The organism is Bradyrhizobium sp. BLXBL-01, from assembly GCF_051853025.1.
Lineage (GTDB): Bacteria > Pseudomonadota > Alphaproteobacteria > Rhizobiales > Xanthobacteraceae > Bradyrhizobium.
The window spans coordinates 995,761-1,020,762 of record NZ_CP182471.1; the positions used below are offsets into that span (position 1 = coordinate 995,761).

Consider the following 25,002-nt stretch of genomic DNA (forward strand, 5'->3'; position numbering starts at 1 on the left):
ACCTGGCTGCGCCGCTTAGCTTGCCGCAGCCATCGACCGGGCGTAACCTCGCGCAATGCTCGTCACGTCCCCCGATCTGAAAGCGTTCCTGCTGGCGACGCCGTTCTTCGGTGGCCTTTCGGACGAAAGCCTTGACCTCTTGATCTCGATGCTGGTCGAGCGCGACTTCGAGGTGGGCGCGACCGTCGTGGCCGAGGGCGAGCCGGGGCGCTCGATGTTCATCGTCAAGTCCGGCCGGCTCGCGGTGAGCAAGCGGACCCATGCGGGCGGCGTCATCCCGATATCGCGTTTGGAGCCTGGGGATTTCTTCGGCGAGATGACGCTGATCGAAATGCAGAACCGCTCCGCTACGGTGGTCGCGGAGGCACCGACGGTGCTGTACGAGCTGACGGCCCAAAAGCTCTATGCCTGCTACAAGGCCGACATCCACGCCTACGTGATCGTCCTGCAGAACGTCAATCGCGAGCTGTGCCGGCGGCTGCGCCGGGCCGATGATCGCTTCGCGGCACTGCAGGTGAATGGCGACGATTGATGGTGCGCAAGAGAGAGAGCCGTCGGGAACCCATCACGTTTCGCCACCGAGATTGGCCTCGACGGGTCCTCGCATCACGACTTGTCGTGCGCGTACTTCTCCAGGACCAGCCGATTATATTCGTCCCTGACGGCCCTTCGGGAAACATGCCCCTTCCGGTCTTTGGCAATTTTCAGAAGATCAGGGTCGGTCGGTGCCTTCGATTTCCGCCGAAATCTCGCAAAGAGAGGGGTCGTCGGCTCCGACAATCTTCCAAACAGGCGGTCGAACCATCCCATTGTGTCCTCCCGGACAGGCCGCGAGCTGAAAGACTATCACCATGAAATGAGGGGTCAACGTGCCGTGTGACCGCAGCTTTTCAAAAAGGCGCGCCAGCACAGTTTGCAACGGCCGCAGGCTTGAGCGGCACAGTCAAACATCCGGCTCCTCGGACGTCCGCGAAGGTGCGATCTTTGGACTGGCCAGCATCCCTTGGCCCGCCTAGAGGCGAAGCTTGGCATGGCCCAGTCAAAGTCATTCGATCAATTCATCGGATGCGACAAGGACGGACTGTGGCACTGCAAGCCCAAACGCCTTGGCCGACTTCATGTTGATCACGAGCTCGAATTTCGTTGGCCGCAAGACCGGAAGATTGTCGGGCTTCGCGCCGTGCAAGATCTTGCCGGCATAGACGCCGAGCAGGCGATACGTATCGGAAAGACTGGCGCCGTAGCTCATCAGGCCGCCATCGGCCGGAAACTCTCGAATGTGGAAGATGCCTGGCAATTGATGCTCCGATGAGAGTGCCAATATCTGGCTTCGCCGGGAGTCGAAGAATGGATCGTTCTGCACGACCAAAGCCTTGACGCCAGCCTTGCCAAGCACGCCGAAAGCCGCGTCAAGTTCGGCATCCGTCGTCCCGGCCTGCACGACAAGTTCGCGCCCAAGGGACTTGGCCGCGTTGGCGACCGCCTGCCGGTGCTGCTCGACAACCTCACTCCCAAAGCGTGGATTGACAAGCAAGCCGATGACGCCGGCAGTGGGGACCATCGCGCAGATGAGTTCCAGGCGTTTGCCGCCCAAATCGCCTGTGAAGAAGTTCACGCCAGTTGCTACGCCCGGGCGGTTCATGCTCGTCACCAAGCCCGCGCGAACGGGATCGTCGCCAACGAGAAAGACAAGGGGGATCGCCGAGGTCGCCGATTTGGCCGCGCGGGCAGCGGGATCACCCGCTCCTACAATCAACGAAAGAGGATGGCTGACCAATTCAGTGGCGAAGGACGGCAAGCTGCCGTAGTCACCCTTCGCCCAGCGATACTCGATCTTTATGTTACGGTTCTCGACGTAACCCATCTCTTCGAGGCCGCGCCTGAAAGCATTGGTGTGCGTTGCGGCTTCATCGGGCGAACGCGTGCTGAGAAAACCGATGGTCGGGAATGTCTGTTGGGCTCGTGAAGCAGCAGGGAGCGCAGTCGCAAGTCCCAACCCTGCCATGAAGTCGCGCCTCTTCATAAGCGCCTTCTCCTCAGCCAGCGAACTGGGTGAGAGCTTACGTCGTGCCACAGGGTTGCTCAACGTCCGATTCGGGGCTCAAGCCGACTTCAAGCGATGCCCACCAAGGACCAAAGAGACATGAGCCGCCCGGTCGTTCACCAAGGACGGGCGCGCTCCATCGAACATAGAACCATCAGTGCGTAGGATGGGTAGAGCACTTGCGAAACCCATTATCTTTCGTCTCCGAGCAGCGCATTGATGGGTTTCGCTTCGCTCTACCCATCCTACGAGCTGCATGCGACGAATAAATCTGGTCTATGGCTGAGGCGCAGGAATTGGAAGGATGCTTGTTATCTTCCAACCGTCGCCTGTTTTCACCAGCACTTGATTCATCAGGAACCGTGTCGGCTGCGTAGTCTGTCCAGGCGGTGAAATCATGAAGGTTACTGGCACATAGAGTTGCGCCACCCCCGTCTGCAATTCGATGACCTTCAGTTCGTCCAATTTCGGGTCGAGGGACCAAGTGCCTTGATACAGGGTCTCGAAGCGCTTGATTGCTGCAGCGTGACCCCAGACAGGGGCGCCACGCGTGATCCACAGGAACTGAGCCGAGTCTTGCAGAAGCTCACCAACCGCCTTGAGGTCATGAGCGTTTTGTGCGGCAACAAATCTTGTGAAAAGAGCCTTCACTTCGTCCTCGCTGCCCGCGCGAACCGCGTCAGCCGTAGTCAGGAGCAAGAATGAAGCGAAGAAAGCAAGATGACTTCGTGCACGGAAGGTCATGATCGTCCTCCCTTGATGCCGCGGCGAAATGATCCGCTCGCGATGATCAGTTGCAACAGAAAATTACCCCAACGAGGGTCCAAAGACCACGTGATTTCAGGCGGCATGGCCGGTGGTAGGATTTCCCCATCCGGTCAAAACCCGAGATCGACCGCAGCGCTTCTAACCCGTCGGGCAAAACACCACCCCTCTACGCAAACCCCGTCAATCCCCTTCTGCAAAAACATTCTACTTTACCGAAATTCGGAATTGCGGTATCCATCGCGCATCCCGGTCCAAGGAGAGGGGCGATCGTACGTCGTCACGAACGAGGGCCAGGGTGCGGTGGACGCGGCTGCGTCGGGCACGCGTGGCGGGACCAGGGCGAGATGAACCTCGTGCAGTCCTGGTCGGTGTGCGGAACGGACGGCGCCAACATCCGGCGAAGCCTCTTGGCGGAGCCGGAAGCTGCGTACGGCAAAACCGTGTGGTCCTGACCGTCGTTGCTACGGTCAAGCCTTGCGGAGATGGTTTTGGGCTCAACCGGGCCTGGAAGCATCAATTCGCGAGGTGACGGAGGCCAGAAGGAACTCGGCTCCGGGGAGAGCAGGCATAAGCCGTCAAACCATCGCGCAGGGAAGGCCGGGTGTTTTCCGGCCCACCTGTCGTCCCGCCTGCGCATTTGCGTGTGCAAATTTTTTCGCGCGGCGGATCATGGGTGCCAGCCGGCACCCGGCCTTCCCTGCGCCCTCTTCACAGAAGAGGGTCAAGGAACACAGCAAAACTCGGACGCTTGGCGTTGCGAGAGCGCGGCTTCATGTGCAAACGCAGGAATGATCGGGCTTGCTCACCTCACCCGTCGGTCGAAGGATCAGCGGCGGGCGGCGACCGCCGTCAGCTCCAGCTTGACGCCCGGGCCGAGATCCGCAACGCCGATCGCGGCACGCGCCGGCAGATGCTCCGCGGTGAAATAGCGCTTCCACACCTGGTTGAACGCGGCCTTCTCAGTGAGGTCAGCCATGAAGATCGTCACCTGCAGAACGCAGGACAGATCGGAGCCGGCCCCCTCGAGCAGGGTCTTCATCTGGCGCAGCGCATCGTCGGCCTGGCCCGCCATGTCGAGCCCGGCATCTTCAGGGACGATGCCGCCGAGATAGAGCACGCCATTATGCTCGACGATCTCGTGGAGCAGTCCTTCATAGGGCAGGGAACGTGTGATCACGATGGCATCCGTGGCTGTTGCGGGCTCGCTGCCGGGCGGAGGGCTCGCGTCGATGAGGAAAGCTGGTGCTGCCAGACAGGATTGAACTGTCGACCTCTCCATTACCAATGGAGTGCTCTACCACTGAGCTACGGCAGCATGTGCTGGGACAAGAATCGGCCGCCCGAGGGGCCTACCAAGCGGGCCGATATCTGCCACAAGCCCCCCTCCTGCGCAAGCTTGCTAGCCGCGCCAATACGAGAAAATCGGGCCGATATCGGCGCCAAAATGCCCGGTTTCGCCTGAACTGACCGACTTCACGCCGATTCGGGGTCTGGTATCCCTGCCCAAGAGGTCAGTTGGCCTGGGGGCGGATTCGATCCATCTCGCGTCTCACATGGGCGTATCGCGTTGCCTCTTGAGCTGCCACACTTCGATGGCATCCTGCTGCCGGTTGCTGTGATGGAGCCGCGATGGCTGACGAGACTGACAAGAGCGCGAGGCAGGCGAGGGCGTCCCGGGACGACCGGCTGAAATCGGCGCTCCGCGAAAATCTGAAGCGGCGGAAGGTGCAGGCGCGCGAACGCGCCGCAAGCACCGACCCCTCGCAGAATGAGGATGGTTCCCTAAATGAGGGGGCCGCCGGCAAGATCCGTCGTTGAAAGCCGGCGGCTGGAAATTTGGAGTGCATGCAGTGACCATGGGGCAGGACGAGACACAACGAACCGACCGTGAAGCGCAGCTGGTGCGGTTCACCCGCCCCGAGCAGACCTTTCCGGCGCTGACGCCTGCCGAGATCGAACGGATCAGACACTTCGGCGAAATCCGCACCTATGTGGACGGCGAGTTGCTGTTCGAGACCGGCAAGCCCGGGCCCGGCATGTTCGTCGTGCTCAAGGGCCATGTCGCCATCAGCCAGCGCGACGGCCTTGGTCACGTCATCCCGGTGATCGACCAGGGGCCGGGGCAATTCCTGGCCGAGCTCAGTCAGCTCTCGGGACAGCCGGCGCTGGTCGACGGCCGCGCCGAGGGCGAGGTCGAGACGCTGCTGCTGCCGCCGGACCGGCTGCGCGCGCTCTTGGTCGCCGAGGCCGACCTCGGCGAGCGCATCATGCGGGCGCTGATCCTGCGCCGGGTCAATCTGATCCAGGGCGGCGTCGGCGGTCCCGTGCTGATCGGACCGTCGAACTCCGTCGGCCTGGTGCGGCTGCAGGGCTTTCTCACCCGCAACGGCCAGCCGCATCATCTGCTCGATCCCGATCGCGAACGCGGCGGCGCCGAATTGATCGCGCGTTATTCGCCCAAGCCCGAAGACTGGCCGCTGGTCGTCACCGCCGATGGCGCGGTGCTGCGCAACCCCAATGAGACCGAGCTTGCGCGCGCCATCGGCATGATCGGCGGCGCCAAGGGCGACCGCATCTACGACGTTGCCGTCGTCGGCTGCGGACCGGCCGGGCTCGCCACCGCGGTCTATGCAGCGTCCGAAGGGCTGTCGGTCGCCGTGCTCGATACCCGCGCCTTCGGCGGCCAGGCCGGCGCCAGCGCGCGCATCGAGAACTATCTGGGCTTTCCGACCGGCATTTCCGGCCAGGCCTTGACCGCGCGTGCCTTTACCCAGGCGCAGAAGTTCGGCGCCGACATCATGATTCCCGTCACGGTGAAGTCGCTCGACTGCACGCGCAAGGACGGCGCATTTTCGGTGGCGTTGGAGGGCAGCGATCCCTTGCGCTCACGTTCGGTGGTGGTCGCGAGCGGCGCACGCTATCGCCGCCCCGACATCGCCAACCTCGACACGTTCGAGGGCCGCGGCGTCTGGTACTGGGCATCGCCCGTGGAGGCGCGGCTGTGCGCGGGCGAGGAAGTCGCCCTGGTCGGTGCGGGCAATTCGGCAGGCCAAGCGGCCGTGTTCCTGTCGGGCCACGCCAAACGCGTGCTGATGATCATCCGCGGCGGAGGCTTGGGTGCCAGCATGTCGCGCTATCTCATCGAGCGCATCGAAGCGACGCCGAACATCGAATTGATGTTCAACACCGAGATCACCGCACTCGAGGGCGACGAGGCGTCGCTGCTGCGGCGCATCCGCTGGAAGAGCCGGCTGTCGGATGACGAGGATTCCGCCGACATCCGCAATCTCTTCCTGTTCGTCGGCGCCGATCCCGCCACGTCCTGGCTCGACGGTTGCGGCGTGACGCTCGATCGCGGTGGTTTCGTCGTGACCGGCGCGCAGTCCGAGCAGAACCAGGGCAAGCTGGTGGCGCCGCTGGAGACCTCCGTGCCCGGCGTCTACGCCGTCGGCGACGTCCGCTCCGGCTCGGTCAAGCGCGTCGGCGGCGCCATCGGCGAGGGTGCGCAGGTCGTCGCCTCCCTGCACGGCTATCTCGGCGATGCCGCAAAACCGGCGCTTTAGGCAAGGACAAGAGCAAGGACAATACAAGGGAATGGCAAGCCGAATCCGGCTTGCCATCTTGCCGACAACTACAGACTATCCCCTCGTCGCGAGGCCAATCGCGCGCGGAAAAAACAAGGATTCAACGGGAGGACTAAATGGCTGAAGTCGTTGTGCTCTACAAGACACCCAAGGATGCTGCCGCCTTCGACAAGTACTATGCCGAGACCCACATTCCGCTCGCCAAGAAACTTCCCGGCCTGAAGAATTACGCCGTCAGCAAGGGGCCGGTCGCCTCTCCCGCGGGTCCTTCCGGAATCCATCTCGTCGCCATCCTCACCTTCGACAGCGTGGCCGACGTTCAGGCCGCCTTCGCCAGCCCGGAAGGCAAGGCGACCGGCGCTGATGTGCCGAAATTCGCCAGCGGCGGCGCCGACATCCTGATCTTCGACACCAAGGACGTGTGAGGGATCGATTCAACTTTCGTTGAATCCTGCAAGCTCGTAGCCCGGATGGCGCGAAGCGCAATCCGGGGCCGCGATTGCTTGTGGCACGATTGTCGGAATTCGCTTCGCTCCATACGGGCCCCAAAACCAAGCTGCCGTCGTTTGTGACAGCGCTGCAAAAAGTTCAGCCATGCGTTCTTCGATTTCGCACGATCACGCATGGCTGCGCTCATGCATGTGACGACAACGCAGGTGGCAATCCCATGAGGATCGTAATACTACTCTCGTCACCTCAACGGAGAGTAGGAGAGATGTCATGATCTTTGGGTTGAGTCTGCCCGCCCTCACGCTGATCCATGTCATCATCAGCCTGATTGCCATCATCGCCGGGCTCGTCGTGATGTTCGGCCTGCTCGGCTCGAAGCCGATGCCGGGCCTGACCGCGATCTTCCTGCTGTTCACCATCCTCACCAGCGCCACCGGCTTCCTGTTTCCGTTCAAGGAGCTGCTGCCCTCGCACATCATCGGCATCATCTCGCTGCTGCTGCTCGCCGTCGCCTGCTTTGCGCTCTACGGCATGAAGCTCGCCGGCGTCTGGCGCCCGGTCTACATCGTGACCGCGATGATCTCGCTCTATTTCAACGTCTTCGTGCTGGTGATCCAGTCGTTCCTGAAGGTGCCCGCGCTTGCCGCGCTGGCGCCCGCCGTGCCGCCGGCGCCGCCATCGGGTCCGGTGTTCGCCGTCGTCCAGGGCATCGTGCTGGTGTTTTTCGTCGTGCTGACCATCGGCGCCTGGCGCCGCTACAAGCCCATGGCGCTTGCCTGACCGTTTGTGCGCGCCATTCGTCATTCCGGGGCATCGCGCAGCGATGAACTCAGGTGCGCAATCGCGCACATGAGAATCTCGATTTGACAATCTCCAGAATCCGGGTCCGCGCTAAACGCGCGTCCCGGAATGACTCGAGCTTAAAAGGAGCCCCCACCATGCCCATCATCACCACCAAAGACGGCGTCGAGATTTTCTACAAGGATTGGGGTTCGGGCCAGCCGATTGTGTTCAGCCATGGCTGGCCGCTGTCGTCGGACGATTGGGACGCGCAGATGATGTATTTCGTCACACGCGGCTATCGCGTCATCGCGCACGACCGCCGCGGCCACGGCCGCTCGGCGCAGGTCGCCGACGGCCACGACATGGATCATTATGCCGACGATCTCGCCGCGCTCACCGCGCATCTCGACCTCAAGAACGCCCTCCATGTCGGCCATTCCACCGGCGGCGGCGAGGTCGTGCACTACATCGCCCGCCACGGCGAGAGCCGCGTCGCGAAGGCCGCGATCCTCTCGGCGGTGCCGCCGCTGATGGTGCAGACCGCGGCCAATCCCGGCGGCCTGCCGAAGAGCGTGTTCGACGATTTCCAGGCCCAGCTCGCCGCCGGACGCTCGGCGTTCTACCGCGACATCGCCGCCGGCCCGTTCTACGGCTACAACCGCCCCGGCGCGAAACCGCTGGAAGCGGTGATCGAAAACTGGTGGCGTCAGGGCATGATGGGCGGTGCGAAAGCGCATTACGACGGCATCGTCGCGTTCTCGCAGACCGATTTCACCGAGGATCTGAAAAAGATCAACGTCCCGGTGCTGGTGATGCACGGCGACGACGACCAGATCGTGCCTTATGCGGACTCGGCGCCGCTCTCGGCCAAGCTGCTGAAGAAAGGCATCCTGAAGACGTACAAGGGTTTTCCGCATGGTATGCCGACCACGCATGCCGAGACGATCAACGCGGATCTCCTGGCGTTTTTCAAGGAGTGAGGCTTCACGGACCCTCTCCCCCTTGTTGTGGGGAAAGGGTGGCTCGCTGCGTAGCGGCGAGACGGGCGAGGGCTTAACTTGAGTGGAAATTTCGGGGCTCGCGCGCGTTGAGCCCCGTCCACTTCAGGAGAAGCGCCGGCGATGTCGCCCCAGCTCAAACTGATTGCGCTCGACGCCGACGATCTCGCCGTGATCTCGACCCATGTCCAGGACGCCCGTGTCCAGGCGTCCGACATCATCTGGCGTCAGGGCGAAAAGCGGCTTGTGGTCGGAATGAGCCGGCTGGACTGGGAGCAGACATTGGAGGGCGAGACCGAGCCGCGCCGGCTGGTCGCCGCACTGCGTTTCGACCGTGTGCTCGCCTGCAAGTCGCGCAACATCGACCTCGCCGCGCCGGACAAGGTGCTGGATCTCGTCGGCATTGAATTTCACCCCCAGGATGGCCGCGCCGAGGAGCCCGGCGGCAGCGCCCTGCTTTTGTTCGCCCAGGGCGGCGCCATTCGCCTGGACGTCGAGTGCCTGGAATGCGAGCTGACCGACCTCGGCGCCGACACGCTGGGCACGGGAGTCGAGGGGGAGGGGTGAAGCGGCCGGTATACCAGCCGAATGGGCTCCGGCCCTGGCCCGAACGGCACCTCCCGAGGGTTGACGCAGCTTCCCCGCCGCGCCATTGAGCAGGGACCTGGTGCGCCGACCCGCCCCTCAAGACCAGCCGGAAGCCAAGCGAAACATGCCCGTTCGCCTCGACCGCAGCAGCGCCGATTTTGACCAGCGATTCGCCGCCTTCCTCGCCGCCAAGCGCGAGGCTTCGGCCGATGTGGAGGCCGCCGCGCGCGCGATCGTCGACGATGTGGCCAGGCGCGGCGATGCCGCCCTGCTCGAAGCGACAGCCAAGTTCGACCGCTTGAGGCTGGATGCGTCCTCGTTGCGCGTCTCCGCCGCCGAGATCGAGGCCGCCGTGAAGGCCTGCGAGCCTGCGACGCTGGATGCGCTCAAGCTCGCGCGCGACCGCATCGAGACCTATCACCGCCGCCAGTTGCCGAAAGACGAGCGCTTCACCGATCCGCTCGGCGTCGAGCTCGGCTGGCGCTACACCGCGATCGAATCCGCCGGCCTTTATGTGCCGGGCGGCACGGCCGCCTATCCGTCATCGGTGCTGATGAACGCAGTGCCGGCGAAAGTCGCCGGCGTGTCGCGCCTCGTGATGGTGGTGCCCTCGCCGGACGGCAAGCTCAATCCGCTGGTCCTGGCGGCCGCCCATCTCGGCGGCGTCACCGAGATCTACCGTGTCGGCGGTGCGCAGGCCGTCGCTGCGCTCGCGCATGGCACCGCGACCATCGCGCCGGTCGCCAAGATCGTCGGCCCGGGCAATGCCTATGTCGCTGCCGCCAAACGGCTGGTGTTCGGCAAGGTCGGCATCGACATGATCGCCGGCCCCTCGGAGGTGCTCGTCATCGCCGACGACACCGGCAATGCCGACTGGATCGCCGCCGACCTGCTGGCGCAGGCCGAGCACGACGCCAGCGCGCAGTCGATCCTGATCACGGACTCGGCGCGCCTCGCCGCCGACGTCGAAAAGGCGGTGGAAGCGCAGCTGAAGACGCTGCCGCGTGCCGCAATTGCCAGCGCGTCCTGGGCCGATTTCGGCGCTGTCATCATGGTGAAGAACCTCACCGACGCCATCCCGCTCGCTGACGCCATCGCGGCCGAGCATCTCGAGATCATGACCGTCGATCCCGACGCGCTCGCCGCGAAGATCCGCAATGCCGGCGCGGTGTTCCTCGGACCGCACACGCCCGAGGCGATCGGCGATTATGTCGGCGGCTCCAATCACGTGCTGCCGACGGCGCGCTCGGCGCGGTTTTCCTCCGGCCTCTCGGTGCACGACTTCATGAAGCGCACCTCGATCCTGAAATGCGGACCCGATCAATTGCGTGCGCTGGGGCCGGCCGCGATGACGCTCGGCAAGGCGGAGGGGCTGGACGCCCATTCGCGCTCGATTGGATTGCGCCTCAATCTGTCATGACAAAGCCGCCCGAACAGGACGACTCGACCAATCGCATCGTCGGCGTCACGCTCGACGAGGACTCGATCGGCCGTTCCGGGCCCGACATCGAGCACGAGCGGGCGATCGCGATCTACGATCTGATCGAGCAGAACCTGTTCGCGCCCGAGGGTGCGGAGGGCAAGGGCCCGTTCACGCTGCATATCGGCATCACCGGCAACCGGCTGATGTTCGACATCCGCCGCGAGGACGGCACGCCTGTCGTCGCGCATCTATTGTCGCTGACGCCGTTCCGGCGGATCGTGAAAGACTATTTCATGATCTGCGACAGCTACTACCAGGCGATCCGCACCGCGACGCCGGACAAGATCGAGGCCATCGACATGGGCCGCCGCGGCATCCATGACGAGGGATCGCGCACGCTGCAGGAGCGGCTGAAAGGCAAGGTGCGGGTCGACTTCGAGACCTCGCGCCGCCTGTTCACGCTCATTACCGTCCTTCATTGGAAGGGGTGAGCGCGCATGATCCCGAAAAGTGGGAACCGGTTTTCGGATCGGATCATGCGCAAAAACAAAAGAGCGTAAGCGATGGCTGCGCCCCCACGCGCACGCGATCCGCAATCGGTGCTGTTCGCCTGTGCGATGAACAGCGTGCGCTCGCCGATGGCCGAGAGCCTGTTGCAGCACATGTTTCCGCAAGGCCTCTACGTGAAGTCGGCCGGCGCCAGGAAGGGCGATCTCGATCCCTTCGCGGTCGCCGTGATGGGCGAGCTCGGCCAGGACATCTCGGCCCACAAGCCGCAGACCTTCGAGGAGCTGGAGGATTGGGAGGGGCTGAATTTCGACCTCATCATCACGCTCTCGCCCGAGGCGCACCATAAGGCGCTGGAGCTGACGCGAACGCTCGCCGCTGAGGTCGAATACTGGCCGACGCACGATCCCACCACCATCGAAGGCAGCCGCGACCAGAAGTTAGCTGCCTATCGCGAGGTCTGCGATCAGCTCCTGATGCGCATCCGCCGGCGGTTTGCGAAAGTGGGCGCGGCGAGCGGGTAGCATGCGGCGGCCGTAACACCCGCGTCACAGAGTGAGTGCACGCATGTCGGAACCCTCGAATCAGCAAAGTCCGGGTTCCCGGGTTGTGAAATCAGCCCCCTTCCGATAGGTTCCGCGCGCAATTTCACCCCTGCCTCATCCCCCAAATCACCTGATGCTCGGCCGCCCCAAATTCGTACTTGCCTCCGGTTCGCCGCGTCGGCTGTCGCTGCTCAACCAGGCCGGCATCGAGCCGGATGCGCTCCGCCCGGCCGACGTCGACGAGACGCCGAAGCGGGGTGAGCTGCCGCGCGCCTGCGCCAACCGGCTGGCCAGGGCCAAGGCCGACGCCGCGCTGAAGTCGGTGCAGCTCGACGACGAGCTGCGCGGCGCCTTCATCCTCTCCGCCGACACGGTGGTGGCGGTCGGCCGCCGCATCCTGCCCAAAGCCAATCTGGTCGACGAAGCCGCGCAGTGCCTCCGTCTCCTCTCGGGCCGCAACCATCGCGTCTACACCGCGATCTGCCTGGTCACGCCGCGCGAAGCGTTCCGCCAGCGCCTGGTCGAGACCCGCGTGCGCTTCAAGCGCCTCTCCGAGGACGACATCCAGGCCTATATCGGCTCGGGCGAGTGGCGCGGCAAAGCCGGCGGCTACGCCGTGCAGGGCATCGCCGGGTCCTTCGTGGTCAAGATGGTCGGGTCTTACACCAACGTGGTCGGCCTGCCGCTCTACGAAACCACCACGTTGCTCGGCGGCGAGGGTTTCCCGATCCGTTTCGGCTGGCTCAACTCCACCGCGGTGTGAGCCCCGGTGAGGCGCCGACAAAAACCTCGAAAACAACCCCATGCACAGTAGAATGGCCCGGCCGGTCCGCGCAGCGGCGTATGTGCGGCTGCGCCAGGAACCCGTTTCCCGACAGACTCTTGAACTCCGTCACCCCGCGTAAGCTGCCGACACCCATGGACAACCAGGTCACCAAGCCCACGGGCTCGCTCAGAACCTGCCCGATCTGCGGCAAGCCGCAGACGCAGGCCACCCGCCCGTTCTGCTCCTCGCGCTGTCGCGACGTCGATCTGAACCGCTGGCTGAAGGGCTCCTACGTCATCCCCGGCCGCGACGACGAGGCGGATGACGTCGAATAATCAATCTATATCAATGCCTTAATGGCCTTCCTGAGGTGCCCCGCACCCGCCGCAGCAACCCCACCCGATGTTGTGCACAGAAGGGCCGCGCCCGGCGCAGCCACTTGGCGAAGCCGGGTGGACAGGCCGCTCTCGGCCCACTATAAACCGCCCGCTCGATGGGCTTTGGCCCCTCTCTTGGAGCACGCCCAGGTAGCTCAGTTGGTAGAGCATGCGACTGAAAATCGCAGTGTCGGTGGTTCGATTCCGCCCCTGGGCACCATCCTCTTGAAGGTTCCTTATCCTTCAATAAGTTAAGCCCTTACAGCGACTTGCGCTCGCCCGACTGTGTAACAACGGTGAGCAACATGCTGTATCGGGTGGTGCGTCCAATGAAGCGCGATGGTTCACGGTTTCAGCTCTATGTGCGACGGATTCCGGTGGACGTGCGGGAGCGGCTTGTTGGTCGCACACTGTATTTTCCGCTCGGTGAGGACACGCATGCGGTGACGATCTCGCCCCGTGCTCAGGCCATCCGGTTTTCCCTAAGAGCCGATGAGCCGGCGGAGGTCAAAGCGAGGATCGCGGCGGCCGATCAGTACCTTGAGCGCATCCTCCGCGCCTTCCGGGATGATAGTCCTACCTCCCTCACCAACGCTCAGGCGACGGCCTTGGCCGGACGGCTCTACAGGGGATGGGCCGCGGGCGAGGGACGCGAACGCACGTATGCAGTCGAGCAGGGCCGTGATGGCAAGATGCATCCGGTGCCGCACGACCCCGAGGACGATGCTGTAATCTTCGAGGCGGCGCTGATGCGTCTTGTGCGGCTGGAGACCATGGGCAAGCATGAGACAGACGCGGCGAAACCGCTGCGGGTCCCACTTGATCTCGACAATATTCCACCCGCCGATCCGTGCCCGGAGAGTTCTACACTTGAGATTCATCTGGGGCGCCTTGTCGATCGCTTGCTTTTATCTGAAGGTATTCGACGGGTTGACACCGCGTCGCGGGGTCTGCTGTTGAGAGCTTTTTGGCTGGCGTTACGTGATGCTTTTGAGGTCCGCCTGCGGAATGCTCGGGGCGACTACAGTCCCGACCCGAAGTCAGAGCGCTTCCCTGCTTGGGTTGCGCCGAGCGAGGACAATGCCCCCACAAAGCACCCGGTCCTAAAGGGAGGCTCGTTGACCGCGTTGGTTGAGGGCTGGTGGGTGGAGGCAAAGGCCCGCAACCTAAAGCCCAGCACTCACGAGAGTTACAGTAACTCGATGGCTGCCTTCGTTGCGTTCCTCGGTCACGATGATTGCAGCCGCGTGTCTAGAGGCGATGTGATTTGTTTCAAGGATCACCGTCTAGCAACCATCAATCCCCGCACTGGGAAGCCGATCTCTGCCAAGACAGTGAAGGACAATGACCTCTCGGGGCTCAAAGCGGTGTTTGGATGGGCGGTGTCAAATGGGAAGATGCACACCAATCCCGCCGAAGGTGTCGCGCTTAAAGCTGCAAAGCCTCGGAAGCTACGGAGCAAGGCCTTCACGGACGCCGAGGCGAGGGTAATTCTCGCCGCAAGTCTCCGGGCCAAGCGCGGTGGAGAGATGCCGGAGACATTTGCAGCCAAGCGCTGGGTGCCATGGCTCATGGCATACACAGGAGCTCGTGTCGGTGAGATGGCTCAGTTGCGAAAGGAGGACTTGCACACGCACGGGCGGGAAATCTGGTACCTCACGGTGACGCCCGAAGCAGGCACCGTGAAGACGAACGAAGCAAGAGACGTGGTTCTGCATTCTCACCTGATTGAAATGGGCTTTGTGGAATTTGTAAGGGCCGCACGTCCTGGTCATCTTTTCCTGCGGCCTGCCCAGGATGGCGACGAACAGGGGCGCGTGCTTGGACCACTGCAGGGCGTCAAAAATAGGCTTGCGGAGTTTGCCCGTGCAGTAGTGCCGGATAAGGGTGTTGCGCCGAACCACGGCTGGAGGCACCGCTTCAAGCCTGTTGGCGTAAGAGTTGGCATTGACCGCAGAACGCTTGATGTGATCTCCGGGCACGCTCTTGAAGGTCGCACCGTGGCGGATGGATATCATGGTGTCGAGCTTGAGGATCAAGCGGCTGCCCTCGCCAAATATCCTCGCTACAAGATATGACGTTCAATTATCGGTGATATGGAGAGCAGTGTGATTGGTTAGAGCGTTCCCGCTAGTGACCCACAGCGGGCACCCGGCTCGAACGTCAAAACCGCGTAGCTTCAGACTAGCGCGTCCACGATGGCTTCACTATTGCCAGCAGCGACTTTCATTTCGTCGTTCTTCACATTTGCCATAGCGCACCGATCCTGGACCGACGGTGACGCCACACGAGACGCGTCCGCCCTCCCCTCCAACATAGGACCAACAGGTCTCGCATCGTGGCGGTCTTTCCGGCTTGACAACGCAGTACCAGTATTTTTTCGCCGCTTCTGCTGGACTTAGCCACAGCGCCAAGATGTACAGTGCAAGCAGGTACCTCATAACTGATTGCTCCCAGAAGCCGCAATCTTCTGAACGCTGGTAGCCTTGAAGGTGCCGCCGAAGCCCTTATCGGTTCTCTTCAGCTTCCCTGTCAGTTGGAGGCCAGTCGCCGTTACTGGCTTTTGTACAACGTCCAAGTCGAGAGCAGTTGACGGAATTTCTCTGTCAATGATGCCGCGTGCCTCTCTCGGCCACCACCTGTCAGGTGTCGCCACCCTCACCTTGGCCGCCGTGCTTGGAATTGGGCAGCTTATAGTGAAGTTATCGTCCCTCGCCAATTCCGTGACGAAAGCGTCAAATGGAACCAGAACGCGGACCGGATTCGCAACGTTAACGTCAACGCCTGCGCTGGTAGAGTCGCTTACCAAGCGGACTGTGGTGTCGATTTGAATACTTTGAGGGGGCACTGTTGCGGTCAGGTTGAGACCTTTGCTGTACTCTTTGATACAGACGACGTGGCCTATATTCAGCGGCATAAAGGAGACTGTGCCTCTAGCATTGGCTGACCCAGCGATTGTCAGTTTTGCCGTCAAGCGCAGCGAGACCGGGTCGAGTGCAGCCTCCGTCAAGCAAATTGTCGCCCTTCCTGCGATCGCAAGATCCTTGCTTGAAACATTGGCGTATTCTTTGCCAGTTCTGCGCACGCCGTCGTACAAACCTTTGAATGATTCACAAGCTAGCCTCTCCCCGGTTTTCTGCGCCTCACACTTTAACTTTTCTCCAGCTTGTTGAGTTTCACACGCAGCGATTTTCGCCGATTTTTGCGCCTCGCAAAGATTCCTGGCTGCCACCTTACGTGCTTCGCAGATCGGGTCATTGCCTCTCCTCTGGCATCTGCCAAACACACGAAGCAAGCATGCATGGCAACTATTGGTTTGATCGCAAGGAGTCTTCGGATCGCAGCCGCCCTTCGGCGTGCAATCCTTCTGAGGGCTGCAGTCGATCGATTCCGTGGGCGGCAGCTGGAGTTTATTCCCGAACTTTGCAGGAAATTCCGGAGCACTCGCATTCATGCAAATTGGCCCACGGCTCATTGCTTGCGCCACGATTTTCGTTGGCAATTCAGCATTCACAAAAATCGAAAAATCGCCATCCCGCAGCCAAGAGATGTTGCTTTTGGCTAGCAGAGTAGCGACTGCAGTTCTCAATTTCTCAGGTGTTATCGCCTCTGACTTAGCGGCCTGCGCCTCGCCGCCCTCTTGGGCGAGAACGAAAAAACGCCCCTGATCAGCAATGAAAGCTAGCGCAGTGATCTTCAATTGCAGAGGCAGCTTCTCTGGCTCCCAGCTAACGATTTGCTTCTTAGAATCCTTTTTCTTTAGATGTAGCGCAGATACGACCCCGGCGGGAGCGCGAAACTCGAGAGCACCAAGCAATAATGCCGCTGCCTTGAGAACTTGGTCAGCAAGCGCTTCTGCCGTAGCATCAACGAGGCCCCCGACAATGGGAATTCGATTCTGATTTCTTGTTATAGTGACATCTTGCAGTTCGAGTTCACGAACGGCGAGTCTCAATCGAAACTGAGCCGGCTCGTCAGCCTGTTCGACGTAATCGACGGCCGGTGCAAAGTGAGCACGGATTTTTGTCTTAGCTCCAACCTTTCCCAAGCCCTGAATCTCCGCTTCCCCAGCGTATCGAAGGGTCGCCGTAATCAGTTGGCGATCGAGCACAAGTTGTAGATCGGAAAATCGCTTGTCAGCTGCGCCGATCTGAGCATTCAGCGCCCGCCCCAAGGCGTCTTGATCTAAGGCAACGGCTAGACTTATCTGCTTTATTCGGGAGACTTCTCTGTAAGCTGCATCGAGGGCATCTTGAGGCTTGGTAATGCCTCCTCCTACTCGGACAACTTTCTTCTTTAAAGCTTCTTGGAGAGTGTTGTTTGGAGAGACCGGCTTCTGTGCTGACGAAGTGCTAACCAGTACGATGTTGATAAGAAGAGCAATCAGAAATCTGCCCATGAGAGTTCTCAAAATTTGGAATGTTAAAACTTTAGGTAGCGTACTCTCAATTTTGAGCGCTCAACCAGGAGGATGCGTGCGCGGCAAATCGTCGCAATGTGAGCTGGTGCTGCTTTACAGCATCTCGCTTTCCGCGAGCCATGGTGCTGGCCCGTATTTATGCGGATAGGGGTGATGACCTTCTTAGCCCTCGGCCCTTGTGGCTTGCTCCAAAGCTCCGTGACGGAAGCCTTGGGGTCACCCCTTCCGTGGAGATACAGCGTTAGGATGTAGCCCTCTTAATTAGTTCAGGCGGGGCGTCACCCGAAAGCCACCTTAAAAGGGGCATGAGTGAAGGCCAGGAAGAGAGCTTCGAGGGTGGCGATGGCGGCGTCTACTTAGAGTGCTCCATCGCAGTCGAGACCCTTCAGGGCGGGCTTGGGGGGGTGATGGTCCGGTTGGCACCATCCTCCTAAGGGACAGCTTGAAGCAGCTCCTCCAAGGCGTCCCGATAAGCTCCCCCCCAAGTCCTTTAGCAGAGGCGTAAGCTCAAGATGCCTATTTTACTGGGCCAAAATCGATTTTCACGAACGCGCGGGGCTGCGCTGTGCTGGAGCAAAAAGCGTATTCCATCGCGGCCTTGGCAGCGGCGGCGTCCGGTCCAGGAACGAGCACGGCATCATGAAGGGGTAAAGTTGGGATGCCGCTCTCAAAGAGGTGCGTCACTACTGCAATCAGCAACTGGCTTTCAGCGAACATCAGTTCAAATCCGATGCCGGTCTCAAACAGCCGAGAAATCGGTTCGTGCTTTTGCTCTAGCAGTGCCAAAGCCTGCTTGAGGTTCAACTGGGGAAGCAATGGACTGCAATCGCGTGGCCAACGCCTCAGGGGGCCTCGCGTGAACAGCAAAGCGTTGAGCAGTAGCTTAAAGCCGTCGCGTCCGGTGCCGTCTCCCAACACATCGTAAAGATCTCCGGTAGGCTGCGGTGCTCTGGCGCGGACGTAGGCGAGACGGGGGAAGAGTTGTTGGTAGTCGACATCGGCCACCGGCATGCCGTTCACGCGTATCTGCCGGAAGCGATCCTCGCGAGGCATAGTCATCCAGAAGCCGCCGGAAAGCCTGCCGCCCTGCTGCCAACTTTTGTTATTGAAGGTCCTGCGGAGCGTCCGGCGATAGGAGGCGATGACCTCGCCCTCCTTGCCGAACCGGGCAGCGGCGTCACTGCCAATCAATTCGATATCGGCATTCAGGAGCCAATCATTGATACGTTGGAGTTGCCTACGAAGCGTCCTCGTTTTCTGGCTCTCTGAGTAGTTTATCAAGGTCGCATTGCCGTCATCGTCTCTTCCCGACTTGAGGATGAGAACTTCCGGCTCTTGCTCACGGCGGAAGGAGGCCGGAGTCACCTTCGGAAAGTGTTTCCCGAGATCGAGGGTTATCTTGAAGAGAGACGGAGCTTTAGCCGTTTTTGAGAACCGATACCCTTTTGTGACGCGTTTGAGGACTTTCAGCCGCTCCAACAGATCAAACAGGACGAGGAAGTGCCGGCCGTAGACTAGGTTCCGGTAGCGGTTTGCACCCCACATCATGTTGTTGTCGAGTGGAACGGCAATTGCCGCATCGACCTCGAGGAACGTTGATATAAGGAGATTGCAGGCGACGGCCTCAACGGCGATTGCGAACTTGCGCTGGTCGCTATCTTTGCGGGCGCGAGAGCGAATGCCGAGCTCGGCTTCATACGCGACCAGATGCCGAATGAAGGCCTTGATGGCGTTTTCTAGCTCTGGCGCTTTTGCCCGCAGTTGCGGGTCGAACCGTGCATGAAGTGCGCCATTAATCCGTGTAACCATGGCATTTGGCCGGACGTGCTGCCTATCCTCTTAGTGAACCCGAACAGCAGAACAACGCACCAAGATATCTCCGTCTTGGGCGTCGATAACTTCGTATCCTGGCTCCAACGGTATCCAACTTTTTGCGTGAGCAGAGCCCGGCTGACCCCGCTTTGCAATTACAATGCCGTCTAACTTCAAGAATAAATCCTTTGGGGTCCGCTCGAAGTCTAGCTTAGATCGTTTACCCATGTCGTCTCCTATCCGTTGATGGGCTTCGGTGCTCAAAGTGACCGGCTTGATGCCCCAACATGTGCGTACCGCTAATTGCCCACCAGATGTGCCGTGCGAGAACCTGTCACTGCAAAATATTCGAGGCCTGCTCTGCGGAGTACGGGATGGCGTCCATACCGTTTCACCTTCAGGGCGAGGACGGCCGAAAGGTGCTTTTCCACCACCCATTCGCACGGCTGCTCGACGGCCCGCCCGATCAGTCGCAACACCGGCCCAGACGACCTGGGAAAGGCGTGGAGTTCCGCGACCTTTCTGAGGCGCCCCCTCTCGTCCGGAAGTTCCCAAACGCGATGGTAGCCGCTTGCAAGGCGATGCAAAGCCTTTGCGATTTGAACCGTGCGAAACTCCTTCGTCCGGTGAGAGCCGGGGTCCTCCTCGATCAATGCCGTGACGGCCAGAACGATGGCGACGAAGCGCTCGGGCTTGATTCCTGCGACACGAAGCCGCGCTAATGCGATGCGGGCCCGTCTGTTTGCCGACATGCCCCTGAGCCGCGTGGCAATCTCGGTAGGACCGGCTTCTTCTAAGAGCAGCGCGATGGCGTTGAGTGCCGACTTGATGAACCGATCGGATTCCGCCTGAAGCCGAACGTGCGAGGTTGCAGTAGCGAGGTATGGCTTTAGTTCCGCTGCACTGTACGTCCTATGCCAGTGCGATCCGTGACGAGCTTTATGTTCCACGTGCTTTCGGCAGTGGAAAAGTGCGAGACCAAGCCCCGAAGCCCGCATACTGGGATTACGGCAGCCAGGGATAGCGCAACGATCGGAGAAACCCTGACGAGAGATCAGGCGGCGAGAAATGGATTCCATGGTGCTAGGACTGGGTTCGATCTTCTATTTGGTGGGCGTGCAGACGATCAAGCAGTGCGAAGGCACGCCTCAGAGCGCCTTCATATTCCTTGGCGCTGAGTGAAATTCCACTTGGCCCCTCTCCAAAGTTTTGTAGGCATGCCTCTATAGCCAGCTCTCTTCCCTTGAACGGCTCGCGCAGCGCCTTGCCCCGCGCGACTTCCTGCTCCCGTGTCGTTCGATACATGTTGATTAGGCGCAGGTCCTTGTGACCCCAATGATCACTTGAGGCTGTGATCGACTTTTGTCGGATGACTGTACCAAGGCGGGCATCAGCGAAAATTCGCAGCGCCCAGATTCCGTGCCGGCGCGTGAAACGCAGATACAATCGCTGCCTATCCTCGGGAAGATTCTTTAGGGTCGACCGATCGAACCACCATTCGCAATCGCGGCCGGGAAGAGCCATGAGGCGCATGCAACAAAATGTTGCCAAGTCTACAAGGCGCCGTGTGCGCCCCTTCACGGCGAACGCAATATAAACATGGCCATTTATCTCGACCGTTGCGGCCTCCCGAATTGACCCCCGGGGCAAGCCGGCCAGCAACAATCGATCGGGCGGATGCGGCTTTCCTGCTGTGACCGAGAGCTCCATCTGATGAAGCCACTGCAAGCAACAGTCGATGTCCTCTTGATTCATTGCTGCGAAGTGCATCTTGATCAGAGGATCGTCGCAGCGTGTTACTTCGAAATGCCAAGTCAAGTCTCACCCCCGAATGTCTGCGGTATAACTGCGCTTCGGACAGGCAAAAATCAAACTTCGTGTTTAGTAGGAACACCCCCACATGCTCCTCACCTTGCGGCCTAGGTACACGCGGGGGGGGGGGGACTCTACGCCCTCTCTCGCGAGTACCTTCTCCTGGCTTATGTCTGATGCTGTTGGTAGGAGGTCCCTAGCATCAGCTTGGTAGATGTGTGCTTGGCTTAAGCCTCCACCTGTGCCCTAACGGCCCCCCGGGGGAGAGGGGCACGGTGCTTGGTGCTCTCGCTGCCCGTATGGTTGAAGCGGGAAGGGGCTATGAGGGCTTGAAGAAGACTCGACCGCTGCCCGCCATGGCTAAACGTCATGTACTTTATCTGTTGGCTTGCGTCCTCGGATGTGGCTTGCCCAGTTTCAGGGCCGACCAGCAGAGCCTGAGGTGGTCCCATGGCCGCGCGTTTCTTTATGCATCTGATGATACCCCGCGGCGCAGTACCCGAGCGACCTGCACCCCCGTCCATTCGGTGTGTCCCCGCGAGGTAGGGATGCGCCTGTGGGTCAGGGCGCGAGCCAAACCCTCGTAGGATGTCACCCCCTCATTCTGTAGCTCCCTGAGGGTTGGCATGAGGTCGTGGACCCGTCGAGCGGCAATCCCTCCTCGTGAAATCTTGCTTGCTTCATGGGCCGCCTTGGAAATCGACACTCCCCGGAAACCTCCGAGTTTGGTACCTCGCTTCTTGGCTGCCGCGAGTGCCGCCTTGGTTCGCGCGGAGATGAGCCCAGCTTCCAATTCCGCCACGGCCGCCATCTGTTGGAGGATGAATCGACCCGTGGGCCCCTCGATCATGGGCAGGTCCGCAAAGCGAACGTCAACGCCCGATTCGAGTAAGCGCGAAAGAAACGCGACTGACCTCGTGAGGCGGTCAACCTTGGCAACGACAATAGGAACCCGATGAAGGCGGGCCGCAGCTAGGGCCTGCTCTAGAGCCGGTCTGGCACTTCGCCGCCCGCTCTCAACCTCCTTGAACTCAGCGATCACCTGCCCTTGCTCCCTCAAGTAAGCAGCAACGGCGGACCTCTGTGCGGCCAGTCCAAGGCCGGACGCCCCCTGCTTTGCAGTCGACACCCGGTAGTAGGCAACGAAGCGATTGATTGAAGAGGACATGACCAGCTCCAACATTTGTAACAACGTCCGTTGACCGAAATGTTAGAGGCCTCAGCGCTGCGGCCAATGAGTCAAATTGACTCAAGGAAGCTTATTTTGAACACATGAGTGTTGGCGAAGGGGAGCCGTAGCGATGCTTCGAGGCGCACAGTTCGTTGCGACCTCGAAACAGCGGATTGGCTGGGGCGGTCGAATGAGTAAGTTCGTCCGACGATCTCACATTCGTGCCCTAAAGCAGGGTAGAGATGCCTAGTAGGGGGGGAATTGCAGTGCTGCTGCCACAAGGTCACCAGTCGCGTTTTAGACCCCTTTCAAAATATCGGCCGGGCTCATTCGCTCTATTCAAGTTCGGCGGCCGCCGCACAAATCCAGTTAGCCGAGGCGTGCCTGCGGGATACAGGGGAGCATGCGAGCGCGGGCAAATGGGGAACGCTAGCGCCTAGGATCAAACTCTTTCGACCTATGAATAATCTCCTCCCAGTCCAGAATGGCTATCGTCTTCTGGGACCGGCCCTTCCAGCTTCCTCCGTAGACCACTAGCTTGTCGTTAACCCGCATCATGCCTCGGAGTGGAAATTGGACGTTGGTCGCACCGATCTCTGCCTCAGACTCGACGTCGAATACGGTCAACAGACCGTCATCATTTCCCGCGCAGAATGTCTTGCTATCAATGCCGGCCACGCAGGTGTACTTTGTCGATTCTGATGCAGCGATGTATTTAGTGTATTTTCCCTCCGAGAGCTTAACTTGGGCCAGTGCTCCTTCACCGCAGAGGATTAAGCTGCTGTGATCCATCGGGCACATATCCGAGATGGTAAAGTCAATCGGAATTTTTCGATCTACCGAGAAGTGGTCATTTATGAAGAAGAGGTTTTGTCCGGCTGCCACTACGACCTCTTCTTTAAGCACGCTCATGCGCTGGATACTTCTGCCGAGCGTTAGCTTTTCGGCGCCATATTTCAACAGCGTGGTCTCATCTAGTTTCCAACGTCTGGCAATTCCATCTCGCGTCCCGCTCACGACGCCCCAACTGGCTACAGCAACCGCTGACACATTTTCCTGATAGATTGAATCGAACTCCAAGCTCACAAGAGTGGCGGGGTTTATCGTTTCGAGGCCTTCTTCATTTCCAGCCACCACGGCTCTAGAAGAGCGGGCTAGGCAATTGATGGTTCTTTCGCCGATTCGGTGGCGGTCGGAAACTTTGCCGGTGAGGACGTCCAGTACGTAAACCCAGCCGTCTTTTCCGCCTAGGATTAGCCTGTTTTCCCCAAGCCGCGTTGCGCAAACCATGGGCTCACCAATGGAAGCAGCACGTGTCTTGAGCTTAAGCTGCTTTTGTTCAATCGGCCTATCGCTAAAAACTTGATGCAGGAGGTTCGCGATGTCACGGGAGATTTTACTGCCCTTAGCCACGAGAGTCGAAAGGTCCTCCGTGAAGTCGCTCTCGTCCCGATATGCCTTCTTGAAATGTTCGGCCAGTGATTTCAGCTCATCTACGATTTTGTCTGCTCCTTGTTGCAGGAATCGGAATATGCCCTGATAGACGACATCCTGCTCCAGAGAGAGCTTGATCGCGAAAGCAGTCGCGCTCATTCGCTGAACAACCAACTTTGCGGTTCGCAGAACCTCAGTGTTGCTCACGCGCATTAAATGAACTTCAAAGTGCTGATACGTTATGTGTGTGCGAGTGAGTAGCTCGTTAACGTCGTCCTTAAGTTCCAACACGCTTTGTTGGATGAGCCGCACGTCTATGTAAGGGGTCCGCATAAGCGCTGCGATCTCCGCCTGGGCGCTTATAATTACCTCAGCGTTCAAGGACCGCATCGCCCGCTCTAGATCCGCATACAGTCGGTCCATGGCCGATAGCAGCTGTTCCGTTGGGTAGACGCCCTCCTCGTCATCCTTGTCCCGGAGATCATTCCGGAACTGGTAAAGGCCATCGCGGATAATAAAAATCGTCTCGAAAAACTCCTCGCTCCAATAGTCTGGATCAAGTCTTAGCGAGTCGCAGAGAGCGTCAAGGCTCGTTTTGTCCAGGACGTCCTCTAAGGGGAAATTTGTGCGCCTAACGAGATCGGCGATGGTATCCACATCGTCTCGCACGCGTTTAAGCAATTCATCTCGTGAGCTCACGGTCGTGCCTCGCAGGACATTGCGAATCGTTCAAAGGTTGTAATTATAGCATCCTATCTGGGATTCCGAGCGGCGGTGGAGCGGGTTGATGACCGGGAATTCTGCGGCTGATGCCGTGCACATCGGGATGGCTATCTTTCAACTCTTGGGGACTTACGTGCTGGCATGCTTTGTCGGCGCTGGCGGCGGCGTACTTGTGGCGAAAACGTATCTGGCCGAAAAGATCAAAGCCGCGATCAGGAGCGAATATGAGGAAAGATTGGAAATTCTGAAGGCCGACCTCAAGTCAAGCAACGATACAGAATTGGAGAAGCTGAAAGCGCAACTAAAGGCGCAGGGTGATGTAGCGATTGAACGGTTGAAAAGTGAACTGGCTGTCGTTGCGGCTCAACGCAATGTCGAGTTTTCACACCTCCACTCAAAGCGAGCAGAGATTATTGCGGAAGTCCACGCCGATCTGCGCGATGCGTTGGATGCAGCGGCCGACTACACCAAGGCGTTCGAACCTATTGGTGGCACGTCACGCGCGGAGCGAGGACTGAAGGCGGCAGAGGCAACGAATAAGTTCATTCGGACATTTCGAACAAAGGAGATTTATCTCCCAGAGGCTGCTGCTGATAAAGTGCGTGCTATCGCCGACGAATTGAAGTTCGCGTTCTTTCAGTTCCTCTACGGTGTGGACTATGGAGACCTGGGCGCAGAAAGAACGACGAAATGGCTTGGGATTCAAGCAAAGATAGAGAGGCTTTCTGGTCCGGCAACCAAGGAGTTGCAAAGGGACTTTCGAGGGCTTCTTGGCGATCAAACTACCGAGAGGTGAC

At 60.1% G+C, this 25,002-nt stretch carries 23 protein-coding genes and 2 tRNA genes; 15 read left to right on the top strand and 10 right to left on the bottom strand.

From position 1 onward, the window contains the following. Positions 1 to 55 precede the first annotated feature (55 nt). Entirely contained in the window at positions 56 to 532 is a 477-nt protein-coding gene (locus ACNJYA_RS04680) for a Crp/Fnr family transcriptional regulator (RefSeq protein ID WP_172785150.1), read from the top strand. Between the two features lie 513 nt (positions 533 to 1,045). Here the strand turns inward: ACNJYA_RS04680 and ACNJYA_RS04685 are convergent. From ACNJYA_RS04685 to ACNJYA_RS04700, 4 genes are all read right to left on the bottom strand, one after another. After that, a complete protein-coding gene (locus ACNJYA_RS04685) occupies positions 1,046 to 2,023 on the bottom strand; it encodes an ABC transporter substrate-binding protein (RefSeq protein WP_439402125.1) in 978 nt (325 codons plus the stop codon). Between the two features lie 297 nt (positions 2,024 to 2,320). After that, positions 2,321 to 2,788 (bottom strand): nuclear transport factor 2 family protein, encoded by a 468-nt coding sequence (locus ACNJYA_RS04690; protein ID WP_439402126.1) that lies wholly within the window; start codon positions 2,786 to 2,788, stop codon positions 2,321 to 2,323. Positions 2,789 to 3,638: 850 nt separating this feature from the next. After that, a complete protein-coding gene (locus ACNJYA_RS04695) occupies positions 3,639 to 3,989 on the bottom strand; it encodes a RidA family protein (protein WP_439402127.1) in 351 nt (116 codons plus the stop codon). Positions 3,990 to 4,052: 63 nt separating this feature from the next. Further along, positions 4,053 to 4,127 (bottom strand) — tRNA-Thr (locus tag ACNJYA_RS04700). Between the two features lie 314 nt (positions 4,128 to 4,441). Between ACNJYA_RS04700 and ACNJYA_RS04705 the strand changes: the two genes are divergently transcribed. From ACNJYA_RS04705 to ACNJYA_RS04765, 13 genes are all read left to right on the top strand, one after another. Further along, the gene (locus tag ACNJYA_RS04705; protein WP_172785147.1) at positions 4,442 to 4,630 is read left to right on the top strand and encodes a hypothetical protein; all 189 of its coding nucleotides are present in this window, start codon (positions 4,442 to 4,444) and stop codon (positions 4,628 to 4,630) included. A 38-nt stretch (positions 4,631 to 4,668) separates the two neighbouring features. Then, a complete protein-coding gene (locus ACNJYA_RS04710; protein ID WP_172785234.1) occupies positions 4,669 to 6,375 on the top strand; it encodes an FAD-dependent oxidoreductase in 1,707 nt (568 codons plus the stop codon). Between the two features lie 137 nt (positions 6,376 to 6,512). Then, positions 6,513 to 6,821 (top strand): EthD family reductase, encoded by a 309-nt coding sequence (locus tag ACNJYA_RS04715; protein WP_172785146.1) that lies wholly within the window; start codon positions 6,513 to 6,515, stop codon positions 6,819 to 6,821. 295 nt (positions 6,822 to 7,116) lie between these two features. Then, positions 7,117 to 7,626, top strand: coding sequence for a hypothetical protein (locus ACNJYA_RS04720; protein WP_172785145.1), 510 nt, complete (start codon positions 7,117 to 7,119; stop codon positions 7,624 to 7,626). A gap of 158 nt (positions 7,627 to 7,784) precedes the next feature. Then, entirely contained in the window at positions 7,785 to 8,609 is an 825-nt protein-coding gene (locus ACNJYA_RS04725; protein WP_260381923.1) for an alpha/beta fold hydrolase, read from the top strand. A gap of 141 nt (positions 8,610 to 8,750) precedes the next feature. Continuing rightward, on the top strand, positions 8,751 to 9,194 hold the full coding sequence (locus ACNJYA_RS04730; protein WP_172785143.1) for a DUF2948 family protein: 444 nt from the start codon (positions 8,751 to 8,753) through the stop codon (positions 9,192 to 9,194). Positions 9,195 to 9,339: 145 nt separating this feature from the next. Further along, the gene (gene hisD, locus ACNJYA_RS04735; protein ID WP_439365582.1) at positions 9,340 to 10,635 is read left to right on the top strand and encodes a histidinol dehydrogenase; all 1,296 of its coding nucleotides are present in this window, start codon (positions 9,340 to 9,342) and stop codon (positions 10,633 to 10,635) included. Next, on the top strand, positions 10,632 to 11,129 hold the full coding sequence (locus ACNJYA_RS04740) for a UPF0262 family protein (RefSeq protein WP_172785141.1): 498 nt from the start codon (positions 10,632 to 10,634) through the stop codon (positions 11,127 to 11,129). Before hisD ends, ACNJYA_RS04740 begins: the two co-directional genes overlap by 4 nt. A 72-nt stretch (positions 11,130 to 11,201) precedes the next feature. Next, the gene (locus tag ACNJYA_RS04745; protein ID WP_439365583.1) at positions 11,202 to 11,669 is read left to right on the top strand and encodes a low molecular weight phosphatase family protein; all 468 of its coding nucleotides are present in this window, start codon (positions 11,202 to 11,204) and stop codon (positions 11,667 to 11,669) included. A 154-nt stretch (positions 11,670 to 11,823) separates the two neighbouring features. Then, complete coding sequence (locus tag ACNJYA_RS04750; protein ID WP_260374052.1) at positions 11,824 to 12,453, top strand: Maf-like protein; 630 nt, start codon at positions 11,824 to 11,826, stop codon at positions 12,451 to 12,453. Between the two features lie 155 nt (positions 12,454 to 12,608). Beyond that, positions 12,609 to 12,791 (top strand): DNA gyrase inhibitor YacG, encoded by a 183-nt coding sequence (gene yacG, locus ACNJYA_RS04755; RefSeq protein WP_172785233.1) that lies wholly within the window; start codon positions 12,609 to 12,611, stop codon positions 12,789 to 12,791. A 186-nt stretch (positions 12,792 to 12,977) separates the two neighbouring features. Continuing rightward, positions 12,978 to 13,053, top strand: a tRNA-Phe gene (locus ACNJYA_RS04760). Positions 13,054 to 13,138: 85 nt separating this feature from the next. Further along, the gene (locus ACNJYA_RS04765; RefSeq protein ID WP_439402128.1) at positions 13,139 to 14,911 is read left to right on the top strand and encodes a site-specific integrase; all 1,773 of its coding nucleotides are present in this window, start codon (positions 13,139 to 13,141) and stop codon (positions 14,909 to 14,911) included. A gap of 359 nt (positions 14,912 to 15,270) precedes the next feature. On the opposite strand, the gene ACNJYA_RS04770 is transcribed toward ACNJYA_RS04765, so the two are convergent. The 6 genes from ACNJYA_RS04770 to ACNJYA_RS04795 form a co-directional block, all read right to left on the bottom strand. Then, entirely contained in the window at positions 15,271 to 17,232 is a 1,962-nt protein-coding gene (locus ACNJYA_RS04770; RefSeq protein ID WP_439402129.1) for a hypothetical protein, read from the bottom strand. Between the two features lie 537 nt (positions 17,233 to 17,769). Beyond that, on the bottom strand, positions 17,770 to 19,062 hold the full coding sequence (locus ACNJYA_RS04775) for a hypothetical protein (RefSeq protein ID WP_439402130.1): 1,293 nt from the start codon (positions 19,060 to 19,062) through the stop codon (positions 17,770 to 17,772). 302 nt (positions 19,063 to 19,364) lie between these two features. Then, the gene (locus tag ACNJYA_RS04780; RefSeq protein WP_439402131.1) at positions 19,365 to 20,015 is read right to left on the bottom strand and encodes a hypothetical protein; all 651 of its coding nucleotides are present in this window, start codon (positions 20,013 to 20,015) and stop codon (positions 19,365 to 19,367) included. A 133-nt stretch (positions 20,016 to 20,148) separates the two neighbouring features. Next, a complete protein-coding gene (locus ACNJYA_RS04785; protein ID WP_439402132.1) occupies positions 20,149 to 20,883 on the bottom strand; it encodes a hypothetical protein in 735 nt (244 codons plus the stop codon). 460 nt (positions 20,884 to 21,343) lie between these two features. Then, positions 21,344 to 22,060: a recombinase family protein gene (locus ACNJYA_RS04790; protein WP_439402133.1), complete on the bottom strand. Its 717-nt coding sequence runs from the start codon at positions 22,058 to 22,060 to the stop codon at positions 21,344 to 21,346. Between the two features lie 417 nt (positions 22,061 to 22,477). Then, entirely contained in the window at positions 22,478 to 24,139 is a 1,662-nt protein-coding gene (locus tag ACNJYA_RS04795; RefSeq protein WP_439402134.1) for a hypothetical protein, read from the bottom strand. A gap of 130 nt (positions 24,140 to 24,269) precedes the next feature. Here ACNJYA_RS04795 and ACNJYA_RS04800 point away from each other — a divergent pair, with 130 nt between their 5' ends. After that, positions 24,270 to 25,001, top strand: coding sequence for a hypothetical protein (locus ACNJYA_RS04800; protein ID WP_439402135.1), 732 nt, complete (start codon positions 24,270 to 24,272; stop codon positions 24,999 to 25,001). Position 25,002: the final 1 nt, after the last annotated feature.